Below are 25,628 nucleotides of genomic sequence, written 5' to 3' on the forward strand. Positions count from 1 at the left end.
AGTGGCAGACTGCGGGCCCAGAAGACGGTTGGGGAGGCTGGCGAACGTGAGCGCGGGAGAGCCCGGATCGGTGGTGCGGCGCATGCTGCTCGGCTCGCAACTGAGGCGACTGCGGGAAGCGCGCGGGATCACGCGCGAGGCGGCGGGTTACTCGATCCGCGCCTCCGAGTCGAAGATCAGCCGGATGGAGCTGGGCCGGGTGAGCTTCAAGACGCGTGACGTCGAGGACCTGCTGACGCTCTACGGCATCACGGACGAGCAGGAGCGCGCCTCGCTCCTCTCCCTCGCCCGCGAGGCCAACGTCGCGGGCTGGTGGCACAGTTACTCCGACGTCCTGCCCAGCTGGTTCCCCACGTACGTCGGCCTGGAAGGCGCGGCGAGCCTCATCCGCGCGTACGAAGTGCAGTTCGTGCACGGCCTGTTGCAGACCGAGGCGTACGCCCGTGCGGTCGTCAGGCGCGGTATGAAGGGCGCGAGCAAGGCCGACGTCGAAAAGCGTGTGGCGCTGCGCCTGGAGCGGCAGAAGTACCTCGTCGACGAGAGCGCCCCCGAGTTCCACATCGTCCTCGACGAGGCCGCCCTGCGCCGTCCGTACGGTGACCGCGAGGTGATGCGCGGCCAGCTCCAGCACCTGATCGAGATCTCCGAGCGTCCCAACGTACGGCTGCAGATCATGCCGTTCAGCTTCGGCGGCCACTCGGGCGAGTCCGGCGCCTTCACCCTTCTGAGCTTCCCCGAGTCCGACCTTTCGGACGTGGTCTATCTGGAGCAGCTCACCAGCGCGCTGTACCTCGACAAGCACGAGGACGTCGCCCAGTACGAGAAGGCGCTGAAGGAGCTCCAGCAGGACAGCCCCGGTCCGGACGAGAGCCGGGATCTTCTCCGGGGGCTCCTTCAACTCTCTTGAAAAACAAGTACGATGACGTGTGATCAGACCGTGAAGGCGGTCTAGGTGATCGAGTCGATCAAGGCGATCAGGGCCGGTCAAGGCCGGTCAAGGCTTCCGTGATCAGTCGATCGGTGTCCGCTAGGGATTGAGGGATCACATGTCGTCCTACTTCACCGACCTGGCTCAGCAGTACATCGACGGTGAGTGGCGCCCGGGCACAGGCTCCTGGGACATCATCGACTTCAACCCGTACGACGGTGAGAAGCTGGCGTCGATCACGATAGCCACGGTCGACGAGGTGGACGACGCCTACAAGGCCGCCGCCCGCGCCCAGAAGCAGTGGGGCGCGACCAATCCGTACGCCCGCCGTGCCGTCTTCGAGAAGGCGCTGCGCCTGATAGAGGACCGCGAGCAGGAGATCACCGAGGTGATCATCGCCGAGCTCGGCGGAACCCGGTTGAAGGCGGCCTTCGAACTCCACCTCGCCAAGGAGTTCCTGCGCGAGGCGGTCCATCTGGCGCTCCGTCCCGAGGGCAAGATCATCCCGTCGCCGATCGACGGCAAGGAGAACCGCGTCTACCGCGTCCCGGTCGGAGTCGTGGGCGTCATCAGCCCCTTCAACTTCCCCTTCCTCCTCTCCATCAAGTCGGTCGCCCCGGCCCTCGCGCTCGGCAACGGCGTGGTGCTCAAGCCGCACCAGAACACCCCGATCTGCGGCGGCTCCCTGGTGGCGAAGATCTTCGAGGACGCGGGACTGCCCGCCGGTCTCCTCAATGTCGTCATCACGGACATAGCCGAGATCGGCGACGCCTTCATCGAGCACCCCGTCCCGAAGGTCATCTCCTTCACCGGCTCCGACAAGGTCGGCCGCCATGTCGCCACCGTCTGCGCCTCGCACTTCAAGCGCTCGGTCCTCGAGCTCGGCGGCAACAGCGCGCTGGTGGTCCTGGACGACGCCGACATCGACTACGCGGTCGACGCGGCGGTCTTCAGCCGGTACGTGCACCAGGGACAGGTCTGCATGGCCGCGAACCGCGTCCTCGTGGACCGCTCGGTCGCGGACAGGTTCACCGAGAAGTTCGTCGCCAAGGTGAAGACCCTGAAGGCCGGCGACCCGCGCGACCCGGAGACCGTCATCGGCCCGGTCATCAACTCCTCCCAGGCGGAGGCCGTCTCGGCCACCGTCGCGCAGGCGATCGCGGAGGGCGCGACGGCCCTGGTGCACGGCACGACGACGGACAACCTGGTCGAGCCGTCCGTCCTCACCGGCCTTCCGGCCGACTCGCCCCTGCTGAAGCAGGAGGTCTTCGGCCCGGTCGCCTTCCTCGTCCCGTTCGACGGCGAGGAGGAGGCCGTACGCCTCGTCAACGACACCCCCTACGGCCTGAGCGGCGCCGTCCACACCGGCAACATCGAGCGGGGCGTCGCCTTCGCCAAGCAGATCGACACCGGCATGTTCCACGTCAACGACGGCACCGTCCACGACGAGCCGATCGTCCCCTTCGGCGGCGAGAAGCACTCCGGCCTCGGCCGCCTGAACGGCGAGACGATGCTGGACGCGTTCACGACCACGAAGTGGATCTCGGTGCAGCACGGCAGGAGCGGCTTCCCGTTCTGAGGGTGAACGAGGCTGAACGAGGGTGAACAGGGTGCTTCCCGGGGCTGATCTCGGCCCCGGCCGCCCGCCGCCCTAATCTGGACCGCATGTCAGCGATCCGTCTTCTCGTGCTCGGCGCGGTCCGCCAGCACGGGCGTGCCCATGGGTACCAGGTGCGCAACGACCTGGAGTACTGGGGCGCGCACGAGTGGTCCAACGCCAAGCCCGGCTCGATCTATCACGCCCTGAAGCAGATGGCGAAGCAGGGACTGCTGCACGCCCACGAGATCGCGCCGTCCACGGCCGGCGGGCCGCCGCGCACCGAGTACGAGATCACGGAGAAGGGCACCGAGGAGTACCTCGGGCTGGTGCGGGAGTACCTCACGGCCTATGACCAGCGGCCGGACGTGCTCACCGCCGCGCTCGGCTTCATGGTCGACCTGGACCGCGAGGAAGTCCTCGCCCTCCTGGAGGAACGGGTGCGCAGCATCGAGGGGTGGCGCAAGGCCGTCACCGAGTACTACACGCCCGAGGAGGGCCCCGCCCAGCTCGGCCACATCGGCGAGATCATGAACTTCTGGGTCCACTCCGCCGACACCGGCGCCGAGTGGACCCGCGGTCTGATCGAACGCATCCGGGGCGGCGCCTACACCTTCTCCGGCGAGGGCGATCCGTTCGTCGGGATCCTTGCCGACGACCAGGAGAATCCGTACGCGTCAGGGGAGCGGCATCCCGAGGATCAGAGTTGATCAGGTCGCTAGCTAATCAAGTTTGACTATGCGCGTCCGGGGTATTAGCTTCGAGCTGGTAGTCAAGTTTGACTAGCGAGGGAGATGCAGTGGCCGACGCGGCGATCATCGTCGAAGGGGCACGCAAGAAGTACGGCGGCAAAGCCGGCAAACACGCACTGGACGGGCTCGACCTCACGGTCGCCCCCGGCACCGTGCACTCAGTGCTCGGCCCGAACGGCGCGGGCAAGACGACCCTGGTCCGCATCCTGTCCACCCTCCTGCGGCCGGACAGCGGCCATGTCGAGGTGGCGGGACACGACGTGGTGCGCCAGGCCTACGAGGTCCGCCTGCGCATCGGCCTGCTCGGCCAGCACGCGGCCCTGGACGAGGAGTTGGGAGGCCGGCAGAACCTGGAGATGTTCGGCCGCCTCTATCACCTGGGCGCCCGCCACGCGCGCGTGCGGGCCGGCGAGCTCCTTGAGCGCTTCGGCCTCGCGGACACCGCCCGCAAGCCGGTGAAGCAGTACAGCGGCGGCATGCGCCGGCGACTGGACCTGGCGGCCTCACTCATCACCGAACCGGAGGTGCTCTTCCTGGACGAACCCACCACCGGTCTCGACCCGCGCGGCCGCGTCGAGGTCTGGTCCGCCGTCCGCTCCCTGGTCGGCGGCGGCACGACGGTCCTGCTCACCACCCAGTACCTGGAAGAGGCCGACCAGCTCGCCGACCGCATCTCGGTCGTCGACGCCGGCCGGGTCGTCGCGGACGGCACCGCGGACCAGCTCAAGGCGCTGACCGGTGGCGACCGCATCGACGTGGTCCTGCGGGACGCGGGCCAACTGGGCGCGGCCGTCGCCCTGCTGCCCATACCGAAGGACGACATCTCGGTCGACCCCGACCGCCGCCTGCTCAGCGCTTTGGTCACCGACCGGATGGCGGCGCTCTCCGGCGTCGTACGGGCCCTGGAGCAGGCCGGGATCGAGGCGGAGGACGTCGCTCTGCGACGCCCCACGCTGGACGAGGTGTTCCTGCACCTGACCGGGCGCGAGGAACGAGTGAAGGAGGCCGTGTGACCGCGTACGCACTGACCGACTCCTGGACCATGACCCGCCGCGAACTCGCCCACTGGGCGCGGCAGCCCGTGCAGGTCGTGGTCAACCTGGTCTTCCCCGTGATGCTGCTGCTGATGTTCGGCTACCTCATCGGCGGCGGCCGGGGCCTGCAGGGCTCCTACATCGACTATCTGGTCCCCGGAATGCTCGCGCTCACCATGGCCTTCGGGCTGGAGGGCACGATGATCGCGGTCACCCAGGATCTCAACAAGGGCGTGATCGACCGCTTCCGGTCGATGCCGATGGCCAACGGTGCGGTGCTGGTGGGCCGTTCGGCGGCCGACATGCTCCAGTCGGCGCTGGCCCTGTTCGTCCTCATGGCAGTCGGATACGCACTGGGCTGGCGTGCGCAGGGCGGCCCAGGGGCCCTCCTGGGCGCCGTGGGGCTGCTCCTGTTGTTCCGTTTCGCCATGCTGTGGATCGGGATCCACCTGGCGCTGGTGGCCGGGAAGCCGGAGATGGTGCAGGCGGTGCAGATCCTCGTCTGGCCGATCGGCTTCCTGTCCAACGCCATCGCGCCGCCCGAGTCCATGCCGGGCTGGCTCGGCACGGTCGTCGAGTGGAACCCGATGTCCCAGACGGCCACGGCCGTACGCGACCTGTTCGGCGGTACGGGTACGGACGGCGTCGCGGCGGCGATCGTATGGCCGCTGGTGCTCCTGGCGGTCTTCTTCCCGCTCGCGGTACGGCGGTTCGGACGCCTGAGCCGATAGCCGGCGCCCAGGGTCACGCCCGCGACAGGCCCTAGTGGTGGAACCCCGTGGCCGCCCCCCTGTCCTGGGTCAGGGGGTGCTGCTGCCGGCGCAGCTCCGGCAGCAGCAGAGTCAGGTCCTGCACGAACAGTTCGGCGAGGTCCTCGGAGAAGCCGTTGCGGCACACCACCCGCAGGACGGACAGATCCTCGCGGTTCGGCGGGAAGGTGTACGCCGGGACCAGCCAGCCCTTCTCGCGCAGCCGCCGGGACACGTCGAAGACGTCGTACGCCCGGACGTCCGGGGCCGTGGTGAAGGCGAAGACGGGCAGCTGGTCGCCCCGGGTCAGCAGCCGGAAGTCGCCGAGCTTCTCCACGGCCCCGGCGACCTTCCCCGCCACGTCCCGCGAGGCCTGCTGCACTGCCCGGAACCCCTCCCGGCCCAGCCGCAGGAACGAGTAGTACTGCGCCACGACCTGGGCGCCCGGCCGGGAGAAGTTGAGCGCGAAGGTCGGCATGTCACCGCCCAGGTAGTTGACCCGGAAGACCAGCTCCTCGGGCAGCGCCTCCCGGTCCCGCCACAGCGCCCAGCCGACGCCCGGGTAGACGAGCCCGTACTTGTGCCCCGAGGTGTTGATCGAGGCGACCCTCGGCAGCCGGAAGTCCCACACCAGGTCCTCGTCGAGGAAGGGCGCCACCATCGCGCCGGACGCGCCGTCGACGTGCACCGGGACGTCGAGGCCCGTGCGCTCCTGGAGGGCGTCCAGTGCGGCACACAGGTCCTCGATCGGCTCGTACGAACCGTCGAAGGTGGAGCCCAGGATGCCGACGACCCCGATGGTGTTCTCGTCGCACAGCTCGGCCGCCGCCTGCGGGTCCAGATGGAACCGTTCGCCCTCCATCGGGACCAGACGCGGCTCCACCTCCCAGAAGTTGCAGAACTTGTCCCAGCAGACCTGGACGTTGACGCCCATCACCAGGTTGGGGCGCGCGGCGGGGTACCGGTCGGCGTTGCGCTGCGCCCAGCGCCGTTTGAGCGCCATGCCCGCGAGCATGCACGCCTCGCTGGAACCGGTGGTGGAGCAGCCCACGGCCGCCGAGGGATCGGGCGCGTTCCACAGATCGGCGAGCATCGCCACACAACGCCGCTCCAGCTCGGCGGTGCGCGGGTACTCGTCCTTGTCGATCATGTTCTTGTCCCGGCACTCCGCCATCAGCACCCCGGCCTGCGGCTCCATCCAGGTGGTGACGAAGGTGGCCAGGTTGAGCCGGGAGTTGCCGTCCAGCATCAACTCGTCGTGCACCACCTGGTACGCCGTCGCCGGCGGCAGGGGAGAGTCGGGCAGCCGATGCGTGGGCGGGGCCTCGGTCATGCCGCTGACCGGATTCGTCTCGCCGTAGAAGGGGTTGACCGCGAGCCTGCGCCCGCCGCCCTTGCCGTCGGGTGCTTCGCTGTTCCCACGATGCAGTGGCATGTGTACGACGGTAGGTCCGGGCCGCCGGGCTTGCACCTCACGCCGCGTGAGGACTCATCGTGGAGGGCGTACCGAGAAGGGAGCGGAAGTGAGCTACTCCGTGGGACAGGTCGCCGGCTTCGCCGCAGTGACGGTGCGCACCCTGCACCACTACGACGACATCGGCCTGCTCGTGCCCAGCGGGCGCAGCCACGCGGGCCACCGGCGCTACAGCGACGCCGACCTCGACCGGCTGCAGCAGATCCTGTTCTACCGCGAGCTCGGTTTCCCGCTCGAGGACGTCGCCGCCCTGCTCGACGACCCGGACGCGGACCCGCGCGCACACCTGCGCCGGCAGCACGAGCTGCTGACTGCCCGGATCGAGAAGCTGCAGAAGATGGCGGCGGCCGTGGAGCACGCCATGGAGGCACGCAAGATGGGCATCAATCTCACGCCGGAGGAGAAGTTCGAGGTGTTCGGGGACTTCGACCCGGACCAGTACGAGGAGGAGGTGCAGGAACGCTGGGGCAACACCGACGCCTATCGGCAGTCACAGCAGCGCGCCGCCTCGTACACCAAGGAGGACTGGCAGCGGATCCAGCGCGAGGCCGACGAGCTCAGCCGCCGCTTCGTCGCGCTCATGGAAGCCGGTGAGCCGGCCGACTCCGAGGCGGCCATGGACGCCGCCGAGGAGCACCGCCAGGGGATCGCCCGCAACCACTACGACTGCGGGCACGAGATGCACGCCTGCCTCGGCGAGATGTACGTCGCCGACGAGCGGTTCACCCGGAACATCGACCAGGCCAAGCCGGGCCTCGCGGTCTACCTGAGGGACGCGATCCTCGCCAACGCCGCCCGGCACTCCTCCTAGGGCTCCTGGCCCGGGACCCCGTACGGGTCACTCCCGGGCCAGGACCACCGCCGTCCCGTAGGCACACACCTCGGTGCCCACGTCCGCTGCCTCCGACACGTCGAAGCGGAACGCCAGGACGGCGTTCGCCCCACGCGCGCGTGCCTGCTCGACGAGCCGCAGCATGGCCTGGTTGCGGGTCTCCACGAGGGTCTTGGTGAGCCCCTTGAGCTCACCACCGACCAGCGACTTCAGTCCGGCGCCGATCTGGCTGCCCACGTGCCGGGAGCGCACGGTCAGCCCGAAGACCTCACCCAGAACCGCGGTGACCCGATGGCCGGGAATGTCATTGGTGGTCACGACCAGAACGTCCGGCTGTGGCTCCTGTCCGCCGCCGTACTCTTCGATGCCCATGAATCACAGCTTTGTCCCAGCGGGGGCACAGTGCATCCTGAGGGGGTCCATGGAACCTGGGCGGCCAGTGCAGCGTTGATAATTTGAGCACCCAGCTTCGCCTCCGCCCCCTCCCCGCAGGAGCCACGATCCCGTGACCACGCTTGCGCTCGGCCCCGAGTGGCTCAGCCCGGACTATCTGATCGAGACCTTCAGCCTCCCCGGCATTCTGCTGATCGTCTTCGCCGAGTCAGGCCTCTTCGCGTTCCTGCCCGGGGACTCCCTGCTGTTCACGGCGGGTCTCTTCGTTGCCGAGGGGAACTACATCAGCCAGCCGCTGTGGCTGGTGTGCACCCTGATCGTGCTGGCCGCCGTCATCGGCGACCAGGTGGGGTACATGATCGGAAAGTTCTTCGGCCCGAAGCTGTTCAACCGGCCCAACTCCAAGCTCTTCAAACAGGAGAACCTGGAGAAGGCCCACGAGTTCATGGAGAAGTACGGCCCGAAGGCGATCGTCCTCGCCCGCTTCGTGCCGATCGTGCGCACCTTCGCCCCGATCGTGGCGGGCGCCGGCCGTATGCAGTACCGCACGTTCCTCACGTACAACGTCATCGGCGGTATCGCCTGGGGCACCGGCGTCACCCTCGCGGGCTACTGGCTCGGGCAGATCGGCTTCATCAAGAAGAACGTCGAGGCGATCCTCATCCTGATCGTGTTCGTCTCCGTGGTCCCGATCATCATCGAGTACCTGCGGGAGCGCGCCAAGAAGAAGCGCGCGGCGGCCCAGGCACCGGCCGCATCGGCGGCACCGGCCCAGCAGGCCCCGATGATGGACGACGCGACGACCCAGCTCCGCCGCATCCCCTCCGAGGACCACCCCCAGCAGTACGGGAACCAGGGCCAGCAGCAGTACGGCAACCAGGGCCGCCAGTACGACTACGACCAGCAGTACTACGGCCAGCAGCAGCCGCAGCAGCAGCCGTACGCCCAGCAGTACCCCCAGGGCTACGGCCAGCAGCAGCCGTACGACGGTCAGCAGAACCAGCAGAACCAGCAGTACCCGCCGAACCAGGGTTACTGAACCGCCCCTTCAGGGGCGCGGGGAACTGCGCGATCAACCACACACGATCCGCAGTCGCCGTCGATCCGGAAGCGACCGGGCTGCCAGGCGCTCAGAACCCTCGAGTCCGCTTGGCGGCTCGCCGCTTCTCCGGCGACCCGATCCGCAGGAACAACCGGGAGATCTCCGACCCGAGGTTGACCCCGATCGCAATGGCCATGGCCAAGGAAGCCGCCGTGGCCAAGGAGACCAGCCCCTCGTCCACATCGTTCTGCGCGATCGCCAGCAGCCCGAAGTATGTGGCGGAACCCGGCAACAGGGGCCCGATCGCCGCAGTCGTGTACGGCAGCGCGGACGCGAACCGGTACCGCGCCATCAACTGCCCGAACAGCCCCACGAGCCCGGCCGCGACGGCCGTGGAGGCAACCGGCGAGAACTCACCGGCGTAGTGCATCGCGCCGTACACCACCCACGCGACACCCCCGTTGAGGGTCACCGCGAGCACAGTGGTCCGTTCCTGCTGGAGCAGGACGGCGAAGGTCAGCGACAGCAGCATCGACGCGGCGATCTGCCAGTACGGCCGGTCCGAGACGAGCAGCGCCTCGTCCGGGGTGAGCTTGGCACCCAGGTTCACGCCGAAGTAGAGGATCACCAGCACGCCGACGACGATGCCGACGAAGAAGTACATGACCTCCAGCAGCCGCGCGGCCGCGGTGATGTAGAAGCCGGTCAGCCCGTCCTGCACGCCCGCCACCAGTGCCCGTCCGGGCAGCAGCGCGAAGAGCCCACCGGTGATGACCGCGGACGCCTTCACGTCGACGTGCGTCAGCGTCAGCGCGACCCCGATCGCGGCCGGCGGCATCGCGGCCACCGTGAACTGGTAGAACTCCGGCAGCCCGCGCCCCGCGCACAGCCACGCCAGCCGGTCGCCGAGCATCGCGCCGAACATCGCCGCGATGAACACGATCAGGTCACCGCCCACCAGCACCGAGGCCGCTCCCGCGAGCAGCCCGCTCGCCGAGGTCAGCACCCAGGTCGGGTACGGGTGCCGGTTTCGGCGGATCTCCGCGAGCCGCCCGTAGGCCTCCTCCAGGGAGATGTGGCTCTCCGGGTCGCTGAGGTCGTCGACGAGCTGGTACACGGCGGCCAGTCGCGTGTAGTCGGTGCCGCGCCGCCGCACCGTGCGCGACGCCGTCACCGGATCGTCCACCAGCGACGGCTGGTAAGAGATCGACAGCAGGGTGAAGGTGACGTTCGGCTCGCAGCGGTCCAGGCCGTAGGACCGGCAGACCGCGAACATCGCGGCCTCCACGTCCTCCGCGCCCTCACCGCCCGCCAGCAGCAGTTCGCCGATACGAAGGGTCATGTCGAGCACGCGCGGGACGGCCGGGCCCTCGTCCTCCGCCCGCGGCATCCGCTCCGGCGCGGGCCGTTCGGCGACCGGCATGCGCAGCATCGTGCGCATCCGGTCCTGCCAGGGCAGGTCCTTGGTCAGGCTGATCCGCGGGATGCCGCCGGCCGGGGTGAACGCGGGCGGGGCGTCCTCGACGGTGTAGCCGCTGGGCGCGGTGAACGCCGAGCCCTCGGGCTCGTGGAGCGGCGGCTGCAGCACGTCCAGCCCCTTGGGCAGGGCGAACTCGGACGTGGTCTCCGACTCGCTGTCGCCCACCTCGATCCCGGCGGGAGCCGTGAAGGCCATCCTCGCCTCGTCCGACTGCGGCTTGCGGTCCTCCGCGTCCGTCACCTGCGTAACACTCCCTGTACGACACCTCCTGCCGCTCTCAGTATGCGCACAGACACGCGAACGGGCTGCACGCGCACGCGTGCAGCCCGTTCACTTGTGGCTGAGAGGTGGCAGTGGCTCAGTGGCCGCCCTGGTCCTTGAAGCGCTTGTAGGACCGCTCGATCTCGGCCTCGGCGTCGGTACGGCCCACCCAGTCGGCGCCCTCGACGGACTTGCCGGGCTCCAGGTCCTTGTAGACCTCGAAGAAGTGCTGGATCTCCAGGCGGTCGAACTCGGAGACGTGGTGGATGTCACGCAGGTGCTCCTGGCGCGGGTCCGTCGCCGGCACGCACAGCAGCTTGTCGTCGCCGCCGGCCTCGTCCGTCATCCGGAACATGCCGATCGCGCGGCACTTGATGAGGCAGCCCGGGAAGGTCGGCTCGTCCAGGATGACCAGCGCGTCCAGCGGGTCGCCGTCCTCGCCGAGGGTGTTCTCGACGAAGCCGTAGTCGGTCGGGTAGGCGGTCGAGGTGAAGAGTCGACGGTCCAGGCGGATCCGACCGGTCTCGTGGTCCACCTCGTACTTGTTCCGCGAACCCTTCGGAATCTCGATCGTGACGTCGAACTCCACCGGTGGCTCCTCCATGATCAGCACATAGTTCTGGTGGTTAAGTGTCCCTCACGCAGGTGTGTGATCGCGAAAGGGGCTGGTGGTCGTGCCAGAGCTGAGGCCTTGGCGAGCCGCGAGACCGCATGTGACGCGGGTCGCGGGCGCCGTTCGACCGCGTCTGGCACGGGCCGCGGGCGCCGTACGCCCACGTCTCGCACGCGCCGCGACGGCCGCGAAACCGCAGGTCACACGGCTCGCGCGAGCCGTATCACCGCAGGCTGCGCGGATGACGAAGCCGAAGACCTGGCAGTACACCGCGGGCGCCGCCACCGCCGGACTGGCGCTTGCCGCCGCAGTGGTGACCGCCGTCGGCCCCTGGGACTCCACCGGTCAGCGTACGGCCGAGCGGGACTGGGCGGCCGCCCAGGAGCGCACGGGTGGCGCAGATCACGGTCGTAATACTGATACGTCCGGTTCGTCCGATGCGGCGGGTGAGGCACCCCGTCCCGCCCCCTCCGCGGGCTCCGTCCTGACCGGACTCGGCGGCGGCGTCGGCGCCGTGAACCCGGTCCCGGACAGCAAGGCTCTCGCCGATCTCCTGGGCCCGCTCCTGGACGTCCCGGAGCTCGGAACCCGCAGGTCGGCGGCGATCGTGGACGTGGCCAGCGGCAAGCGGCTCTTCGGCGTCGGAGCCGCCGAGCCCCTCACACCCGCGTCGACGACGAAGATCGCCACCGCCGCGGCCGCCCTCACCGCGATGGGCCCCGACCACCGCCTCACCACCCGCACCGCCCTCGAACCCGACACCAAGGAACTCGTCCTGGTCGGCGGCGGCGACCCCACCCTGACGGCCCGCAAGGACGCCGACGGCTGGGCGAGCCTGCGCGAACTGGCCGACGCGACCGCGAAGGCCCTGAAAAAGCGTGACGTACGTGACGTCACCCTCTCGTATGACAAGACGCTCTACGCCGGCCCCGAACTGCACCCCATCGGAGAGAACGGCAACCTCGCCCCGGTCAGCGCCCTCATGGCCGACGAGGCCCGCCCGGACGACTCCACCAGCGGGGAGGTGACCCGGGCGAAGGACCCGGCCATGGACGCGGCGACCAAGTTCGCCTCCTTCCTGGCCGACCGCGGCATCAAAACGACGTCGCCCGGCCTGTCCAAGGCCACGAACCGGGCCGAGGCCCTCGCCGAGGTCTCCTCGCCCCCGCTCTCCTCCCTGGTCGAGCGCATGCTCACCAACAGCGACAACGACATCGCCGAGGCGCTGGCGCGGCACACGGCCGTCGCGAGCGGCCAGCGCGCCGACTTCAACGGCGGCGGGCAGGCGATCGGGGCCCAGCTGAAGAAGCTCGGACTGCCGGTGTCCGGCGTCTCCTTCAAGGACGGCAGCGGCCTCAACCGCGACGACAAACTCACGGCGGACCTGCTCACGTCCCTCCTGGCCAAGGCGGCCGACCCGACCCACCCGCAACTGCGCGCCGCCCTGACCGGCCTCCCGGTGGCCGGTTTCACCGGCACCCTGAGCGGCCGTTACACGGACGGCGCGGCAGGCATCGTCCGAGCCAAGACAGGCACCCTGACCGGCGTCAACGCCCTGGCCGGCACGGTCGTCGACCAGGACGGCCACCTGCTGGCCTTCGCCTTCCTGGCAACGAACACGACGAACAAGGACGCGGCCCAGTCGGCCCTGGACAGAACGGCAACGGCACTGGCGGCCTGCGGCTGCGGTTAGCCACCGCGGGCGCCGTCCGACGCGCGTCCACCCGTGCCGGCCACGCCTCCGCAAATCCCCACGGCCTGCCCCAAGTGGGAACGCTCACGTACGGTTGACACATGACGAGCATCGGTGGTGCCGAGATGGTCGACTGGAATCTCGCGGTGGCGACCGCGACCCGGCTCGTACGGCCGGGCCCCGAGGTGAGCCGCGACGAGGCCAGGGCCGTCGTCGCCGAGCTGCGCCGACATGCCAAGGCCTCGGAGGAACACGTCCGGGGCTTCACTCGTATGGGCACGGAGGACACCCACGACACCCCCGTCCTGGTGGTCGACCGCCCCGGCTGGGTGCGGGCGAACGTCGCCGGGTTCCGCGAGATCCTCAAGCCCCTGCTCGACAAGATGCAGGAGCGCCGCGGCAGCAGCCCCGGCGGCGCGGTCCTCGGCGCAGTCGGCGGCAAGGTCACCGGCGTCGAACTCGGCATGCTGCTGTCCTTCCTGGCCTCCCGGGTCCTCGGCCAGTACGAGACCTTCGCCCCGGCCACCCGCGAACTCCCGGCGGGCGAGAACGGCTCCGGCCGACTGCTGCTCGTCGCCCCGAACATCGTCCACGTGGAGCGCGAACTCGACGTACAGCCCCATGACTTCCGCCTGTGGGTGTGCCTGCACGAGGAGACGCACCGCACGCAGTTCAGCGCGGTGCCGTGGCTGCGGGACCACCTCGAGGGCGAAATCCAGTCTTTCTTGGGGGAGACGGATGTCGACCCCATGACCGTCCTGGAGCGCATCCGCGAGGCCGCGCAGTCGCTCGCCGGCGGCCGGCCAGAGGCCGAGGAGGACGACGGCGGACGTTCGTTCGTGGAACTGGTGCAGACCCCGGCCCAGCGGGAGATCCTCGGCCGGCTCACCGCAGTGATGTCGCTCCTGGAGGGCCACGCCGATTTCGTGATGGACGGAGTCGGGCCCCAGGTCGTGCCGACTGTCGCCGAGATCCGCGAGAAGTTTCAGCAGCGGCGCGCCAAAGGCGCCTCCCGACTGGACATGGCCCTGCGCAAGTTGCTGGGTCTCGATGCCAAACTCAGGCAGTACCGCGACGGCGAACGCTTCGTACGGGCCGTCCATGACCAGGTCGGCATGGACGGCTTCAACCGCGTGTGGACGTCCCCGAACACCCTCCCGACCAAGTCGGAGATCGCCAAACCGGCGGACTGGATCGCGCGGGTGCATCGCAAGGCGGAGTCGTGAATCGCGCGCCGAGTCGTGCATCTCATACGAAGGTCGTGAACCGAATCCGGCCGACGGCAGGCGAACGCCCCTCCAATCACCCGTCCGAGGGACCGTGAGCCATGGGTAGGCGTGCAATGCTCGGGGAACGGCCCGTCTCTGTCACCATCTACACACTCTGAGTGACCGAGCTCGGGCTCACCCCCCGAAAACTTCATGAAGGGAACCGGACATGGGTCCCCATCCTGCGGTCGCGGCGATACGCCTGGCGGTCCGCCGCGTCCTCCACGACATCCTCACCGAACACAGCCGCACCACCGACGCCCCGGCACCCGGCAGCCGCCGCGCGACCTCGTACGAGATCCCGCACATGTCGCTGCCCCTGGCGCCGCCCGTGACGCAGAAAGGCGCAGCGCCCGCCGCCCACGACACGGCGCGCGAACCGTCGTACGCGCTCCCCGGCCGGGCCCCGCAGCAGCCCCCGCGCACCACCCCGCACGAGCGACCCCCCTCCCCGCTCGTGCTCGTGGCATGCTCCGGCGGCGCCGACTCCATGGCCCTCGCCTCCGCCCTCGCCTTCGAGGCCCCCAAACTCGGCATCCGCGCCGGTGGCATCACCGTCGACCACGGTCTGCAGCCCGGCTCCGACCTGCGCGCCGAGGAAGTCGTCCTGCGCATGCGCGAACTCGGCCTGGAACCGGTCGAGTCCATCGCCGTGACCGTCGGCCGCTCGGGCGGACCCGAGGCCGCCGCCCGTGACGCCCGCTACGCCGCCCTCGACGACGCGGCCGTCCGCCACGGCGCCATCGCCGTCCTGCTCGGCCACACCCGGGACGACCAGGCCGAAACCGTCCTGCTCGGCCTCGCCCGCGGCTCCGGCATCCGCTCCCTGTCCGGAATGGCCGCGGTCTCGGGGGCCGGCGGCCGTTACCGCCGCCCCTTCCTCGGGCTGGACCGCCAGACCGCCCGCAAGGCCTGCATGGTCCAGTCCCTGCCGGTCTGGGACGACCCGCACAACGCCGACCCGGCGTACACGCGCTCACGCCTTCGCCAAGAGGGCCTGCCCGCCCTGGAGAAGGCGCTCGGCAAAGGCGTCGTCGAGGCCCTAGCCCGCACGGCCCAGCTCTCCCGTGACGACGCCGACGCGCTCGACGCCTGGGCCGGCCAGGCCGAGGCCGCCGTACGCGACGCGGCCGGCCTCCTGGAGTGCGCCAAGCTGTACGCGCTGCCGCCCGCCGTACGCCGCCGGATCCTGCGCCGAGCCGCCATCGAGGCAGGGGCGCCCGCCGGAGCGCTGTTCGCCCGTCACATCGAGGAAGTCGACCGTCTGATCACCGGATGGCGCGGCCAGGGAGCCATCAATCTCCCCGGCAAAGTCGTCGCCCAGCGTCAGGGTGGCAGACTGGTGATTCGGCAAGGCTGATTCCCGACCCCTTCGCGAACGAGACGGAGGGGCCGGCCAGCCGGTGGGACGACCGACCGAAAGTGATGCGGGTGGACGCGAAAGACATGGGTGCCGACCTCCAGCGGGTGCTCATCACCAAGGAAGAGATCGACGCGAAGCTGGCCGAGCTGGCCGCGAAGATCGACGCGGAGTACGCGGGCAAGGACCTGCTCATCGTCGGAGTCCTCAAGGGCGCGGTGATGGTGATGGCCGACCTCGCGCGGGCGCTGTCCACCCCCGTCACCATGGACTGGATGGCCGTGTCGTCGTACGGCGCCGGCACCCAGTCCTCCGGTGTCGTGCGGATCCTCAAGGACCTCGACACCGACATCAAGGGCAAGCACGTCCTCATCGTCGAGGACATCATCGACTCCGGTCTGACGCTGTCCTGGCTGCTGTCCAACCTCGGCTCGCGCGAGCCCGAGTCGCTGAAGGTGTGCACGCTGCTGCGCAAGCCGGACGCCGCGAAGGTCGCCATCGACGTGGAGTGGGTCGGCTTCGACATCCCCAACGAGTTCGTCGTCGGATACGGCCTCGACTACGCCGAGAAGTACCGCAACCTCCCGTTCGTCGGTACGCTCGCGCCCCACGTCTACGGCGGCTGAGTCCGGCGGTCCGCGCTCGCGGACCCGAAGGGCCCAACACCCGTACGAAGATCGGGAACCCCGGCGGGCCTCGCGCCGTTGGAGCATGCAGACGGGCTTACCGGCCGTCCCGTGCGGCTACGGGCGTCGAAGCTGGGGTACCGTCAGAAGAACTGTCTTATCAAACTCACTATGGCAGGAGGGACGGGGCGGCACCGCTCCGTATGGATGGACGTGAAGCGATACTTCCGTGGGCCGGTCATGTGGATCGTGCTGGCCGTCCTTGCCGTGGTCGTGTTGATGCAGGTCGTCGGCTCGTCCGGCGGCTACAAGACGGTGGACACCGGCCAGGTCGTCCAGGCGATCAACGAGAACAAGGTCGAGTCGGCCAAGCTGACAACCGGCGACGAGCAGATCATCAAGGTCCAGCTCAAGGACGGCGAAAAGGTCGAGGACGCCACAAAGATCCAGGCGAGCTATATCGGCGACCAAGGCGTGGACATCGCCAACACGCTGCAGAACAAGTACCAGCAGGAGCAGATCCCAGACGGCTACACGGTCTCGCCGTCCAAGCAGAACCCGTTCGTCGGCATCCTGCTCTCCCTGCTTCCCTTCGTCCTGATCGTGGTCGTCTTCCTGTTCCTGATGAATCAGATGCAGGGCGGCGGCTCCCGGGTCATGAACTTCGGCAAGTCCAAGGCGAAGCTCATCACCAAGGACACCCCGAAGACGACGTTCTCGGACGTCGCCGGCTCGGACGAGGCGGTCGAGGAGCTCCAGGAGATCAAGGAGTTCCTGCAGGAACCGGCGAAGTTCCAGGCCGTCGGGGCGAAGATCCCCAAGGGCGTACTGCTGTACGGCCCGCCCGGCACCGGTAAGACCCTGCTCGCGCGCGCCGTCGCGGGCGAGGCGGGTGTGCCCTTCTACTCGATCTCCGGTTCCGACTTCGTCGAGATGTTCGTCGGTGTCGGTGCCTCCCGGGTCCGTGACCTGTTCGAGCAGGCCAAGGCGAACGCCCCGGCGATCGTCTTCGTCGACGAGATCGACGCGGTCGGCCGTCACCGCGGTGCCGGTCTCGGCGGCGGTCACGACGAGCGTGAGCAGACTCTGAACCAGCTGCTCGTCGAGATGGACGGCTTCGACGTCAAGGGCGGCGTGATCCTCATCGCCGCGACGAACCGGCCCGACATCCTCGACCCGGCCCTCCTGCGGCCCGGCCGCTTCGACCGCCAGATCGCGGTCGACCGCCCGGACATGCAGGGCCGTCTGGAGATCCTCAAGGTTCACCAGAAGGGCAAGCCGGTCGCCCCGGACGTCGACCTGTCGGCGGTCTCCCGCCGTACGCCGGGCTTCACCGGTGCGGACCTGAGCAACGTCCTCAACGAGGCGGCGCTCCTCACGGCCCGCAGCGACAGGAAGCTGATCGACAACCAGATGCTCGACGAGGCCATCGACCGCGTCGTGGCGGGCCCGCAGAAGCGGACCAGGATCATGTCGGACAAGGAAAAGAAGATCACCGCGTACCACGAGGGCGGACACGCCCTGGTCGCGGCGGCCTCCCCGAACTCCGATCCGGTCCACAAGATCACGATCCTCTCCAGAGGCCGTGCTCTCGGCTACACGATGGTCCTGCCGGAGGAGGACAAGTACTCCACGACCCGCAACGAGATGCTGGACCAGCTTGCTTACATGCTGGGCGGCCGTGCGGCCGAGGAGCTCGTCTTCCACGACCCGACCACGGGCGCGGCGAACGACATCGAGAAGGCCACGACCACGGCCCGCGCGATGGTCACGCAGTACGGCATGACCGAGCGCCTCGGTGCCATCAAGTTCGGCGGCGACAACACCGAGCCGTTCCTCGGACGTGAGATGGCTCACCAGCGCGACTACTCGGAAGAGGTCGCCGCGCTGGTGGACGAGGAAGTCAAGAAGCTCATCGAGAACGCGCACAACGAGGCCTGGGAGATCCTGGTCGAGAACCGCGACGTCCTCGACAACCTGGTGCTTCAGCTGCTGGAGAGGGAGACGCTGGGCAAGGAGGAGATCGCCGAGATCTTCGCCCCCATCGTCAAGCGTCCGCCTCGGCCCGCCTGGACCGGGTCCTCCCGCCGTACGCCGTCCACCCGTCCGCCCGTGCTCTCCCCGAAGGAGCTCGCACTGACGAACGGCGCCAACGGCTCGACGCCGGCGATCACCACCGCCAAGTCGACCGCGACGGAGCCCGCCCCGGTGGCCGAACCGGCCCCCGAGGAGCGTCCGGAGAGCTGACGCCGCCCAGGCCCTGGTGACCCACCAGGCCCGGAATGAATGCCACGCCCCCCAGGTTCTAGCCTGGGGGGCGTGGCATTTCCGTATGCCGGCAGTTCAGACGCGTGACCCATACGCGCCACCCGTAAAAGGATCGAGGCACCACATGACCGACCCCGTGACGCTGGACGGCGAGGGCCGCATCGGCGAGTTCGACGAGAAGCGCGCCGAGAACGCCGTACGCGAGCTGCTGATCGCGGTCGGGGAGGACCCGGACCGGGAGGGGCTGCGGGAGACGCCGGGGCGGGTGGCACGGGCTTATCGGGAGCTGTTGGCGGGTCTGTGGCAGGAACCTGAGGAGGTTCTGACGACCACGTTTGATATCGGGCATGACGAGATGGTTTTGGTGAAGGACATCGAAATCGTGAGCCAGTGCGAACATCATCTTCTGCCCTTCCATGGCGTTGCTCACATTGGATACATTCCGGCTGAAAGTGGCAAGATCACGGGTCTGTCGAAGCTTGCGCGGCTGGTGGACGTGTTTGCCCGTCGTCTACAGGTGCAGGAACGACTCACCACCCAGATCGCCGACTCCCTCATGAAGATCCTTGAGGCCCGGGGGGTGATCGTCGTCATTGAGGCCGAGCACATGTGCATGTCGATGCGGGGGATCCGCAAGCCGGGCGCCAAGACCACGACATCCGCGGTGCGCGGTCAACTTCGGGATGCTACGACCCGTGCCGAGGCAATGAGCCTGATACTGGCGCGCTGACCTGGTTGTCAGTGGTGCCCGATATCGTCTTGATCAGTGGCGTTGATCGCTGATCAAGGGGGATCGCGATGGGATTCGGGCTGCCGAGCAAGCAGACGGTGAATGGGGTGGGCGGTCGCTTACAGGCGCGGAATGTCGGGGTGGGCAGCCGACTCTGGACGCTGGACGCAGACCGTACGGTCCAGACGACGGTCACTCAGGTGGTGGCGGTCAAGGTCCGCGAGGTCGTTGATGTCGTGACCGACCATGTGTCGTTCACGGTGGCCCCAGATCAGCTGTTGGGCACGCCTGATGGGTGGGTCCATGCGAGAGACGTTGAGGGATCCGTCCTCGCGTGGACGCACGCGCGGAAATTGCGTCGCGAGCGACTGACCATCAAACCGGGCTACGAGTTCGGTTACGCGATCGGGGCGAATTGCTCGGATGGCACGGTCGGCAAGAACTACGTGTCGCTGGTTGTCAACGACAAGGGGTTCGCCTCGCGCTACGCGGCCTGCCTGTCTGCGGCAACCGGGATGACCGCTCGTTTGGAATCCGTCACGCGACCGTCGGGCTATCTTCAACGGGAGGTGCCTGGCTTCCGAGTGCGTGTGGTGTCGTCATACCTGGCCGACCTGATGAGGCAGTACGTGGGGGGCGACGCGCACCACATGAGGCAACGATTTCCCCGCGTTGTCCTCCGGGACAGGGAGACGTTCGAAGGCTTCCTCGACGGCTACACGGACGGAGACGGATTCCGTCCGAAGACATGGGCTGCGCGCGTGCTCGTGAGCTCCAACGCCCCGTTTCTCTCCGAGCTGGCGCAAGAGATCGGCGCAAGGTTCACGCCTCGGGCCAACGGGTTGGCCTCGCATCTGGTCGTAGCTGACAGCTGGCCGTCACGAGGGACCTTCAAGCCCGAGCAGCACCCGTTGGAACTCATCGAGTCGACATGGGTCGAGGTGCGCGATGTTCGGCTGCGCGGGGCCGGAAGCCCGAAACCGTTCACTCTCTACAGCTACCGACTCGACCCCTACCCCAGCTTCCTCGTGAACGGTCACCTGGCTCGCCAACCCTGGTGACTCTCACGTGGTCGGCGCCGCCCCCGCGCCATTGTGCTCCTCGTCCTCCGGGAGTTTGCAGACGCGCTCCAGGAAGATGGCTGCCGCTATCACGCCGATGCCTGCCACGACGGAGAAGCCGGCGTAGATGGCCTGGTCCCGGCGGGCGGGGATGTCGAGGGACTCCAGGAGGAAGACGCCCGCGCCGCCGTACATACCGGCGACGAGGGCGGCGACCAGGGCGCTGGACTGGCCGAAGACGACCGCGCGGGCGGCCATCAGGGGGTCGACGCCCTTGGCCTCGGGGCGTCGTTCCCGCTGGGCCTTGAGGCGGGCGCGGATCGAGAGCGCCGTGGCCAGCAGGATCACGGCGATGACCGCCAGGACGATGGGCGCGGCCAGCGGGACGCTGGGCAGGGTCCCGACGGCGTTCCACAGCCGGGCGCCCGCCCAGGACAGGACTCCGGCCACGATGAACACGCCTGCCAGCAACCTGATGCGCAGCTCTCTCACGGTGCCCCTTCAGCTCCCCCGGGTCCCCACGGAATGTGGTCGTCTTGACCTTAACGACTATTCGGGCAGCTGGAGTTCCAGGTCCTGGCGCGGTGCGACGCCGTCCCGGGTGACGGTGCCGAGCAGGTCGACGACCGGGCCGCGGCCGGGCAACTGGGCCTCGGGCTCCAGGTCGTGCCAGGGGGCGAGGACGAAGGCGCGTTCGTGGGCGCGCGGGTGGGGGAGCGTGAGGTTCGGGTCGTCGGAGACCAGGTCGGCGTACGAGACGATGTCGACGTCGAGGGTGCGCGCGCCCCAGTGCTCGTCCCGTACGCGGTGGAAGGCCTCCTCGACCGCGTGCGCCCGCTCCAGCAGGGAGGACGGGGGGAGGGTGGTCTTGAGGACCACGATCGCGTTGAAGTACGAGGGCTGGGTGCCCGGCTCGACGCCCCACGGCTCCGTCTCGTAGACGGGGGAGACCCCCTTGATGCGCACGCCGGGGGTGTCCTCCAGGGCGTCGATGGCGCCCTGCAGGGTTTCCAGGCGGTTGCCCAGGTTGGAGCCGAGGGAGATCACGGCCCGTTTCGGGTTGCTGAGGGTGGTGTCGGCGGCGTCGACCTGGTCGACGACGGAGGCGGGTACCGGCTGTACGGTCGGGTCGTTGGGGCCCTTGATGAACGGTGCAGTCATACTCGGCTCCGGGTGATGGTGACGGTCACGTCGTCGAAGGGGACCGTGATCGGCGCGTCCGGTTTGTGGACGGCGACCTCGACCTCCTGGACCCCTTGGTGCTTCAGACAGGCCTGGGCGATGCGTTCGGCGAGCGTCTCGATGAGGTTGACCGGCTCGCCCTCGACGACGGCCACGACCTCCTCCGCCACGATGCCGTAGTGCACGGTCTTCGCCAGGTCGTCGTCGGCCGCGGCCGGCCGGGTGTCCAGGCCCAGGACGAGGTCCACGACGAAGGTCTGGCCCTCCGCGCGCTCCTCGGGGAACACGCCGTGGTACCCGCGGGCCTTCAGGCCGCGCAGCGCGACACGATCCACGCGAATCACTCCTGCAATCGTCGGTGACGGCCGGTCGATGCCGTGTGCGGGCGGCACACCGGCCTCGAACGAATCTACCTGCGGGCACTGACAGGGCCGGGCCACGGGGGCGTGGGTCCGGTCCGGGGCCAGGAGGATTCACTGGGTGTTTCCCCTGGGGAACCCGGCGGCTCATGGGCTGGTAGCCGCCCCTACCCGAGGACGCGTGATTCCAACCACTTCTTGGTGCCGGAGGGGGCCGGCGGGCCTCCTTGCGGGTGGCTTCCGCGAGTCATCCCGCTGTTTGTCCGTGATTGTCCCTGGGTGTGTTCCTGCCGTCCTGTGGTGCGGTCCTGCGGTCGGTCTGTAGGTCGGTCTGTAGGTCGCCTACCCACTCAGGAGGGGGTGTCGTCGGTCTCGTCCTCGTCGTTTTCGGCCAGAACCGGCGAGGCGTGGTGCGACCACATCTTCCAGCCCTCCGGCGTGCGCCGGAACACGTTCGTGGCGACCACGAGCTGGCCCACGAGCGGGCCGAGCTCCTCGTCGCCCTCGGGGGCGGGCCCGCCGCTGAGGATGTTCTCGGTGCAGGTCACCACGGCGGTGTCGCCGGTCACGGAGACGTGCACGTCGGTGAGGAAGAACTGGATGTAGTCGGTGTTCGCCATGATCAGCGCGTACGACCGCAGGACCTCGCCGCGGCCGGTGAGAACCGGCCAGCCGGGGTGCACGCAGGAGACCACGCCGACGTCGGCCGGGTCGTGGTAGGTCTCGTCGACGCCGAGGTCGGACGGGGTGAGCCAGAACGAGGACAGTTCCTCGAAGTCGCCGCGCTCCATCGCCTCGTAGAAGGCGGTGTTGGCGGCCTCCACCTGCTCGACGTCGGTGTGCGGGGCGCTCACCGGGCTCCCTCAGCGGCCTGCGTGCCCGGCGCGGTCTCGGCGACGCGTGCCCCTTCGACGGCGCGTGCCACGCGCACCGCGTCCGCCGTGGCGTGCACCTCGTGCACGCGCACCGCCCAGGCGCCGGCGTGCGCCGCGAGCGCCGAGACGGCGGCCGTGGCGGCGTCGCGCTCGCGCGCGGGCGGCGGCGAGCCCTCCGGCCCGGCGAGGACCCGGCCGAGGAACCGCTTGCGGGAGGCGGCGACGAGGAGGGGGTGGCCGAGGGCCAGGATGCGGTCGAGGTGGGCGAGGAGCACGAGGTCGTGCTCGGCGTCCTTGGAGAAGCCCAGGCCGGGGTCGACGACGACGCGGTCGGGGGCGATGCCGCCGGCGAGGACGGCCTCCACACGCGTGTGGAGCTCGGCGACGACCTCGGCGACGACGTCGTCGTAGACGCCCTTGACGTTCCCGCCCTCCAGGAAGCCACGCCAGTGCATGACGACGAAGGGGGCGCCGGCGTCCGCGACGACCGGAATCATCGCGGGGTCGGCGAGGCCGCCGCTGACGTCGTTGACGAGGGCGGCGCCGGCGGCGAGGGCCTGCTCGGCGACGGAGGCACGCATGGTGTCGACGGAGATCGTGACGCCCTCGGAGGCGAGGCCGCGGACGACGGGGATGACGCGGCGCAGTTCCTCGGCCTCGTCGACCCGGCTGGCGCCGGGGCGGGTGGACTCGCCGCCGACGTCGACCAGGTCGGCACCCTCCTCGACCAGGGCGAGGCCGTGCTTGACGGCGGCCGTCGTGTCGAACCAGCGGCCCCCGTCGGAGAAGGAATCGGGGGTCACGTTGACGACTCCCATGACCGCGCACCGGTCCCACTGCGGAAGGCCCGTGACGCGCCCGCGTCCGCTCTGCTTGCTCATACGTTCAGCCTAGGCCCAAGGGGGCGCGGGGACGTGCGTAGCCCGAGCGGGAGCCCTCGGGGGCAGGGGGCTTCCGCTCGGGCCGGTCCGGGGGGCCGCTCACGCCGCCTGGACGTCCCGTTCCGCCACCCGGTGCGGGCAGGGGCGCGGTGCGTTCGTACGGCGGCGCAGGAAGCGCGGCAGCGGCAGGGCCAGGTTGACGAAGCCCTCGGCCTGCATGGCGGCGAAGCCGAGGCGGGGCAGGTCGGCCGAGGCGCGGTAGACCACGAAACGGGGCTCCCAGCGTGGCCGGAACTTGGCGTTGAACTTGTACAGGGACTCGATCTGGAACCAGCGGGACAGAAAGACCAGCAGGCCTCGCCAGGCGCGCAGCACCGGGCCCGCGCCGATCTTCTCGCCGCGCGCAAGGGCCGAGCGGAACATCGCGAAGTTGAGGGACACGCGCGCGATGCCGAACTTCGGGGCGGCCTGGAGGGCGGCCACGATCAGCAGTTCGTTCATGCCGGGGTCCGCCGAGCGGTCGCGGCGCATGAGGTCCAGCGAGACCCCGTCCGTGCCCCACGGCACGAAGTGGAGGATCGCCTTGAGGTCGCCGTACTCTCCCGGTTCCTCGTCGGCCTTGTGGGCGGTGGCGACGAGACAGTCGCCGTCGGCGGGGTCGCCGACGCGGCCCAGCGCCATGGAGAAGCCGCGCTCGGTGTCGGTGCCGCGCCAGTCGTCGGCGGCGCGGCGGATGCGGTCCAGCTCGGTCTCGCCGAGGTCACGGACACGACGTACCCGGGTCTCGTAACCGGCGCGCTCGATGCGCTTGACCATCTGTCGCACGTTGCGCATCGCGCGGCCGGCGAGCGAGAAATCCGGGACGTCCACCACCGCCTCGTCGCCCAGTTCGAGGGCGTCGAGCCCGGTCTCGCGGGTCCACACCTCGGCGCCGGTCTCGGAGCAGCCCATGACGGCGGGGGTCCAGGAGTGGGCCTTGGCCTCGTCCATGAAGCGCTCGATTGCGCCGGGCCAGGCCTCGACGTCGCCGATCGGGTCACCGCTGGCGAGCATCACGCCGGAGACGACGCGGTACGTGACCGCCGCCTTGCCGCTGGGTGAGAAGACGACGGCCTTGTCGCGGCGCAGCGCGAAGTGGCCGAGGGAGTCGCGGCCGCCGTGCTTGGCCAGCAGCGCGCGCAGGCGTGCCTCGTCGTCCTCGGTGAGGCGGGCGGCGGGGTGTTCGGGGCGGAAGGCGAAGTAGATCGTCGTGACCGCCGTGATCCAGCCGAGGGCGCCGAGGGAGAAGGCGACCGTCCACGAGGTGTTGCCCTGGTAGTCGACCGGCCCCTCGAAGCCGAAGAGGCCGTACAGGACGTGGGTGATGCGGTCGACCAGGCTCGGGTCGCCGACCAGGGTGTTCGGGTGGGCGCTGACGATGATCAGGCCCAGGGCGAGGGAACCGGCGCCCATGAGGACGAAGTTGGCCAGTGCCCGCCATCGGCTGCGCGGGTCGGGCAGGGCGGTGAACTGGTCGCGGTGGCGCAGCAGCGGGGCCAGCAGCGCCAGTGAGATGAGGACGCCCACCAGGGAGTGGCGGTAGGTGAACTGTGCGACCGCTCCGGCCGGCAGCAGCACGACGGCGGCCCGCCAGGCCCGCCGCTTGCCGCGCTTGAGGCCGTGGGCGAGCAGGAGCAGCAGTACGCCGGCGCTCAGCGACAGCGCGGCCGCGAAGGGGCCTGTCGAGCCCGGCAGTACCTCGGCGATGGCGTGCATACGGCTGTGCCGGAAGCGCGGGAAGACACCCGCGGCGATGTCCAGCAGGCCCACCAGGGCGCAGGCTCTGCCGACGATCAGCGGAACTGCCTCGGGGCGCGGGCCGCGGAGCAGATGCCGTACCCGGCTGGGCAGTTGCCCCGTTCGGCTCGATCGTTGAGGAACCGCGCCCGACATTTCCACATCTGTCCTGACAGACATCGCATCCCATTAGTTCTGCGAGAGACCTTGGATCCGGTGCCGATTCGGGCATCCGGCGACATTGCGCCCTCTAGGACGGTGTCTACGGGGGAGAGGTTCACTCGGCTTCCCAAAACCGTTTCAAAGGCCAAGGAAAGTCCGGGGCAAGCCCTTGCGAAGGTGCAGGGGAGGCAGCGTGGGGGCATGTGTCGTGCGCCCGCGCGGACCGGACGGA

Annotated in this window: 24 protein-coding genes; 14 read left to right on the plus strand and 10 right to left on the minus strand. The window is 69.3% G+C overall.

What is annotated here, in order from left to right:
- Positions 1-82: 82 nt before the first annotated feature.
- The 5 genes from ACFY5C_RS08565 (at position 83) to ACFY5C_RS08585 (ending at position 5,042) form a co-directional block, all read left to right on the plus strand.
- A complete protein-coding gene (locus tag ACFY5C_RS08565) occupies positions 83-907 on the plus strand; it encodes a helix-turn-helix domain-containing protein (protein WP_369276274.1) in 825 nt (274 codons plus the stop codon).
- Between the two features lie 139 nt (positions 908-1,046).
- Positions 1,047-2,507, plus strand: coding sequence for an aldehyde dehydrogenase family protein (locus ACFY5C_RS08570; RefSeq protein ID WP_389442020.1), 1,461 nt, complete (start codon positions 1,047-1,049; stop codon positions 2,505-2,507).
- An 86-nt stretch (positions 2,508-2,593) separates the two neighbouring features.
- Positions 2,594-3,235 (plus strand): PadR family transcriptional regulator, encoded by a 642-nt coding sequence (locus ACFY5C_RS08575; RefSeq protein WP_389442022.1) that lies wholly within the window; start codon positions 2,594-2,596, stop codon positions 3,233-3,235.
- Positions 3,236-3,324: 89 nt separating this feature from the next.
- Positions 3,325-4,290: an ATP-binding cassette domain-containing protein gene (locus tag ACFY5C_RS08580; RefSeq protein ID WP_389442024.1), complete on the plus strand. Its 966-nt coding sequence runs from the start codon at positions 3,325-3,327 to the stop codon at positions 4,288-4,290.
- Positions 4,287-5,042 (plus strand): ABC transporter permease, encoded by a 756-nt coding sequence (locus tag ACFY5C_RS08585; RefSeq protein WP_389442027.1) that lies wholly within the window; start codon positions 4,287-4,289, stop codon positions 5,040-5,042. Before ACFY5C_RS08580 ends, ACFY5C_RS08585 begins: the two co-directional genes overlap by 4 nt.
- Before the next feature lie 31 nt (positions 5,043-5,073).
- Here ACFY5C_RS08585 and ACFY5C_RS08590 read toward each other — a convergent pair whose 3' ends face one another.
- The gene (locus tag ACFY5C_RS08590) at positions 5,074-6,495 is read right to left on the minus strand and encodes a glutamate decarboxylase (RefSeq protein WP_389442029.1); all 1,422 of its coding nucleotides are present in this window, start codon (positions 6,493-6,495) and stop codon (positions 5,074-5,076) included.
- A gap of 88 nt (positions 6,496-6,583) precedes the next feature.
- On the opposite strand from ACFY5C_RS08590, the gene ACFY5C_RS08595 reads away from it, so the two are divergent.
- Entirely contained in the window at positions 6,584-7,345 is a 762-nt protein-coding gene (locus tag ACFY5C_RS08595) for a MerR family transcriptional regulator (RefSeq protein WP_389442032.1), read from the plus strand.
- 27 nt (positions 7,346-7,372) lie between these two features.
- On the opposite strand, the gene ACFY5C_RS08600 is transcribed toward ACFY5C_RS08595, so the two are convergent.
- On the minus strand, positions 7,373-7,738 hold the full coding sequence (locus ACFY5C_RS08600; RefSeq protein WP_389442034.1) for a YbjQ family protein: 366 nt from the start codon (positions 7,736-7,738) through the stop codon (positions 7,373-7,375).
- A 133-nt stretch (positions 7,739-7,871) separates the two neighbouring features.
- Here ACFY5C_RS08600 and ACFY5C_RS08605 point away from each other — a divergent pair, with 133 nt between their 5' ends.
- Entirely contained in the window at positions 7,872-8,798 is a 927-nt protein-coding gene (locus ACFY5C_RS08605) for a DedA family protein (protein WP_389442037.1), read from the plus strand.
- Between the two features lie 91 nt (positions 8,799-8,889).
- Here ACFY5C_RS08605 and ACFY5C_RS08610 read toward each other — a convergent pair whose 3' ends face one another.
- Both ACFY5C_RS08610 and ACFY5C_RS08615 read right to left on the minus strand, forming a co-directional pair.
- Positions 8,890-10,521 (minus strand): threonine/serine exporter ThrE family protein, encoded by a 1,632-nt coding sequence (locus ACFY5C_RS08610; protein WP_389442040.1) that lies wholly within the window; start codon positions 10,519-10,521, stop codon positions 8,890-8,892.
- A gap of 118 nt (positions 10,522-10,639) precedes the next feature.
- Complete coding sequence (locus tag ACFY5C_RS08615) at positions 10,640-11,131, minus strand: inorganic diphosphatase (protein WP_164425123.1); 492 nt, start codon at positions 11,129-11,131, stop codon at positions 10,640-10,642.
- 124 nt (positions 11,132-11,255) lie between these two features.
- Here ACFY5C_RS08615 and dacB point away from each other — a divergent pair, with 124 nt between their 5' ends.
- From dacB to ACFY5C_RS08650, 7 genes are all read left to right on the plus strand, one after another.
- On the plus strand, positions 11,256-12,848 hold the full coding sequence (gene dacB / locus ACFY5C_RS08620; protein WP_389442232.1) for a D-alanyl-D-alanine carboxypeptidase/D-alanyl-D-alanine-endopeptidase: 1,593 nt from the start codon (positions 11,256-11,258) through the stop codon (positions 12,846-12,848).
- 101 nt (positions 12,849-12,949) lie between these two features.
- Positions 12,950-14,074, plus strand: coding sequence for a zinc-dependent metalloprotease (locus ACFY5C_RS08625; protein ID WP_389442042.1), 1,125 nt, complete (start codon positions 12,950-12,952; stop codon positions 14,072-14,074).
- A 211-nt stretch (positions 14,075-14,285) separates the two neighbouring features.
- Positions 14,286-15,476, plus strand: coding sequence for a tRNA lysidine(34) synthetase TilS (gene tilS / locus ACFY5C_RS08630; protein WP_389442045.1), 1,191 nt, complete (start codon positions 14,286-14,288; stop codon positions 15,474-15,476).
- Between the two features lie 65 nt (positions 15,477-15,541).
- Positions 15,542-16,102, plus strand: a complete 561-nt coding sequence (gene hpt / locus ACFY5C_RS08635; protein WP_328430472.1) for a hypoxanthine phosphoribosyltransferase — start codon at positions 15,542-15,544, stop codon at positions 16,100-16,102.
- Between the two features lie 207 nt (positions 16,103-16,309).
- Positions 16,310-18,349, plus strand: coding sequence for an ATP-dependent zinc metalloprotease FtsH (ftsH, locus tag ACFY5C_RS08640; RefSeq protein WP_389442234.1), 2,040 nt, complete (start codon positions 16,310-16,312; stop codon positions 18,347-18,349).
- 145 nt (positions 18,350-18,494) lie between these two features.
- Positions 18,495-19,100, plus strand: coding sequence for a GTP cyclohydrolase I FolE (folE, locus tag ACFY5C_RS08645; protein ID WP_389442047.1), 606 nt, complete (start codon positions 18,495-18,497; stop codon positions 19,098-19,100).
- 68 nt (positions 19,101-19,168) lie between these two features.
- On the plus strand, positions 19,169-20,161 hold the full coding sequence (locus ACFY5C_RS08650; protein WP_389442050.1) for a hypothetical protein: 993 nt from the start codon (positions 19,169-19,171) through the stop codon (positions 20,159-20,161).
- A 3-nt stretch (positions 20,162-20,164) separates the two neighbouring features.
- Here the strand turns inward: ACFY5C_RS08650 and ACFY5C_RS08655 are convergent, their stop codons facing one another.
- The 6 genes from ACFY5C_RS08655 to ACFY5C_RS08680 form a co-directional block, all read right to left on the minus strand.
- A complete protein-coding gene (locus ACFY5C_RS08655; RefSeq protein WP_389442053.1) occupies positions 20,165-20,653 on the minus strand; it encodes a DUF3180 domain-containing protein in 489 nt (162 codons plus the stop codon).
- Between the two features lie 57 nt (positions 20,654-20,710).
- Complete coding sequence (gene folK / locus ACFY5C_RS08660) at positions 20,711-21,322, minus strand: 2-amino-4-hydroxy-6-hydroxymethyldihydropteridine diphosphokinase (RefSeq protein ID WP_328880151.1); 612 nt, start codon at positions 21,320-21,322, stop codon at positions 20,711-20,713.
- On the minus strand, positions 21,319-21,678 hold the full coding sequence (gene folB, locus ACFY5C_RS08665; RefSeq protein ID WP_389442055.1) for a dihydroneopterin aldolase: 360 nt from the start codon (positions 21,676-21,678) through the stop codon (positions 21,319-21,321). The genes folK and folB overlap by 4 nt, the downstream gene beginning before the upstream one ends.
- A gap of 374 nt (positions 21,679-22,052) precedes the next feature.
- A complete protein-coding gene (locus ACFY5C_RS08670) occupies positions 22,053-22,556 on the minus strand; it encodes a nuclear transport factor 2 family protein (RefSeq protein ID WP_389442057.1) in 504 nt (167 codons plus the stop codon).
- On the minus strand, positions 22,553-23,458 hold the full coding sequence (gene folP / locus ACFY5C_RS08675) for a dihydropteroate synthase (protein ID WP_389442059.1): 906 nt from the start codon (positions 23,456-23,458) through the stop codon (positions 22,553-22,555). Before folP ends, ACFY5C_RS08670 begins: the two co-directional genes overlap by 4 nt.
- 99 nt (positions 23,459-23,557) lie before the next feature.
- Positions 23,558-25,390, minus strand: a complete 1,833-nt coding sequence (locus tag ACFY5C_RS08680) for a phosphatidylglycerol lysyltransferase domain-containing protein (RefSeq protein ID WP_389442061.1) — start codon at positions 25,388-25,390, stop codon at positions 23,558-23,560.
- Positions 25,391-25,628: the final 238 nt, after the last annotated feature.

Origin of the sequence: Streptomyces sp. NPDC012935 (assembly GCF_042900345.1) — a bacterium.
Taxonomy (GTDB): domain Bacteria; phylum Actinomycetota; class Actinomycetes; order Streptomycetales; family Streptomycetaceae; genus Streptomyces.

What these genes read in the sequence shown, in the direction of transcription:
- ACFY5C_RS08565 (WP_369276274.1), top strand. Translation starts at nt 83, where the DNA reads ATGCTGCTCGGCTCGCAACTGAGGCGACTGCGGGAAGCGCGCGGGATC.
- ACFY5C_RS08570 (WP_389442020.1), top strand. Translation starts at nt 1,047, where the DNA reads ATGTCGTCCTACTTCACCGACCTGGCTCAGCAGTACATCGACGGTGAG.
- ACFY5C_RS08575 (WP_389442022.1), top strand. Translation starts at nt 2,594, where the DNA reads ATGTCAGCGATCCGTCTTCTCGTGCTCGGCGCGGTCCGCCAGCACGGG.
- ACFY5C_RS08590 (WP_389442029.1), bottom strand. Translation starts at nt 6,495, where the DNA reads ATGCCACTGCATCGTGGGAACAGCGAAGCACCCGACGGCAAGGGCGGC.
- ACFY5C_RS08600 (WP_389442034.1), bottom strand. Translation starts at nt 7,738, where the DNA reads ATGGGCATCGAAGAGTACGGCGGCGGACAGGAGCCACAGCCGGACGTT.
- ACFY5C_RS08625 (WP_389442042.1), top strand. Translation starts at nt 12,950, where the DNA reads ATGACGAGCATCGGTGGTGCCGAGATGGTCGACTGGAATCTCGCGGTG.
- tilS (WP_389442045.1), top strand. Translation starts at nt 14,286, where the DNA reads ATGGGTCCCCATCCTGCGGTCGCGGCGATACGCCTGGCGGTCCGCCGC.
- hpt (WP_328430472.1), top strand. Translation starts at nt 15,542, where the DNA reads ATGCGGGTGGACGCGAAAGACATGGGTGCCGACCTCCAGCGGGTGCTC.
- ftsH (WP_389442234.1), top strand. Translation starts at nt 16,310, where the DNA reads ATGGACGTGAAGCGATACTTCCGTGGGCCGGTCATGTGGATCGTGCTG.
- folE (WP_389442047.1), top strand. Translation starts at nt 18,495, where the DNA reads ATGACCGACCCCGTGACGCTGGACGGCGAGGGCCGCATCGGCGAGTTC.
- ACFY5C_RS08650 (WP_389442050.1), top strand. Translation starts at nt 19,169, where the DNA reads ATGGGATTCGGGCTGCCGAGCAAGCAGACGGTGAATGGGGTGGGCGGT.
- folK (WP_328880151.1), bottom strand. Translation starts at nt 21,322, where the DNA reads ATGACTGCACCGTTCATCAAGGGCCCCAACGACCCGACCGTACAGCCG.
- folP (WP_389442059.1), bottom strand. Translation starts at nt 23,458, where the DNA reads ATGAGCAAGCAGAGCGGACGCGGGCGCGTCACGGGCCTTCCGCAGTGG.
- ACFY5C_RS08680 (WP_389442061.1), bottom strand. Translation starts at nt 25,390, where the DNA reads ATGTCGGGCGCGGTTCCTCAACGATCGAGCCGAACGGGGCAACTGCCC.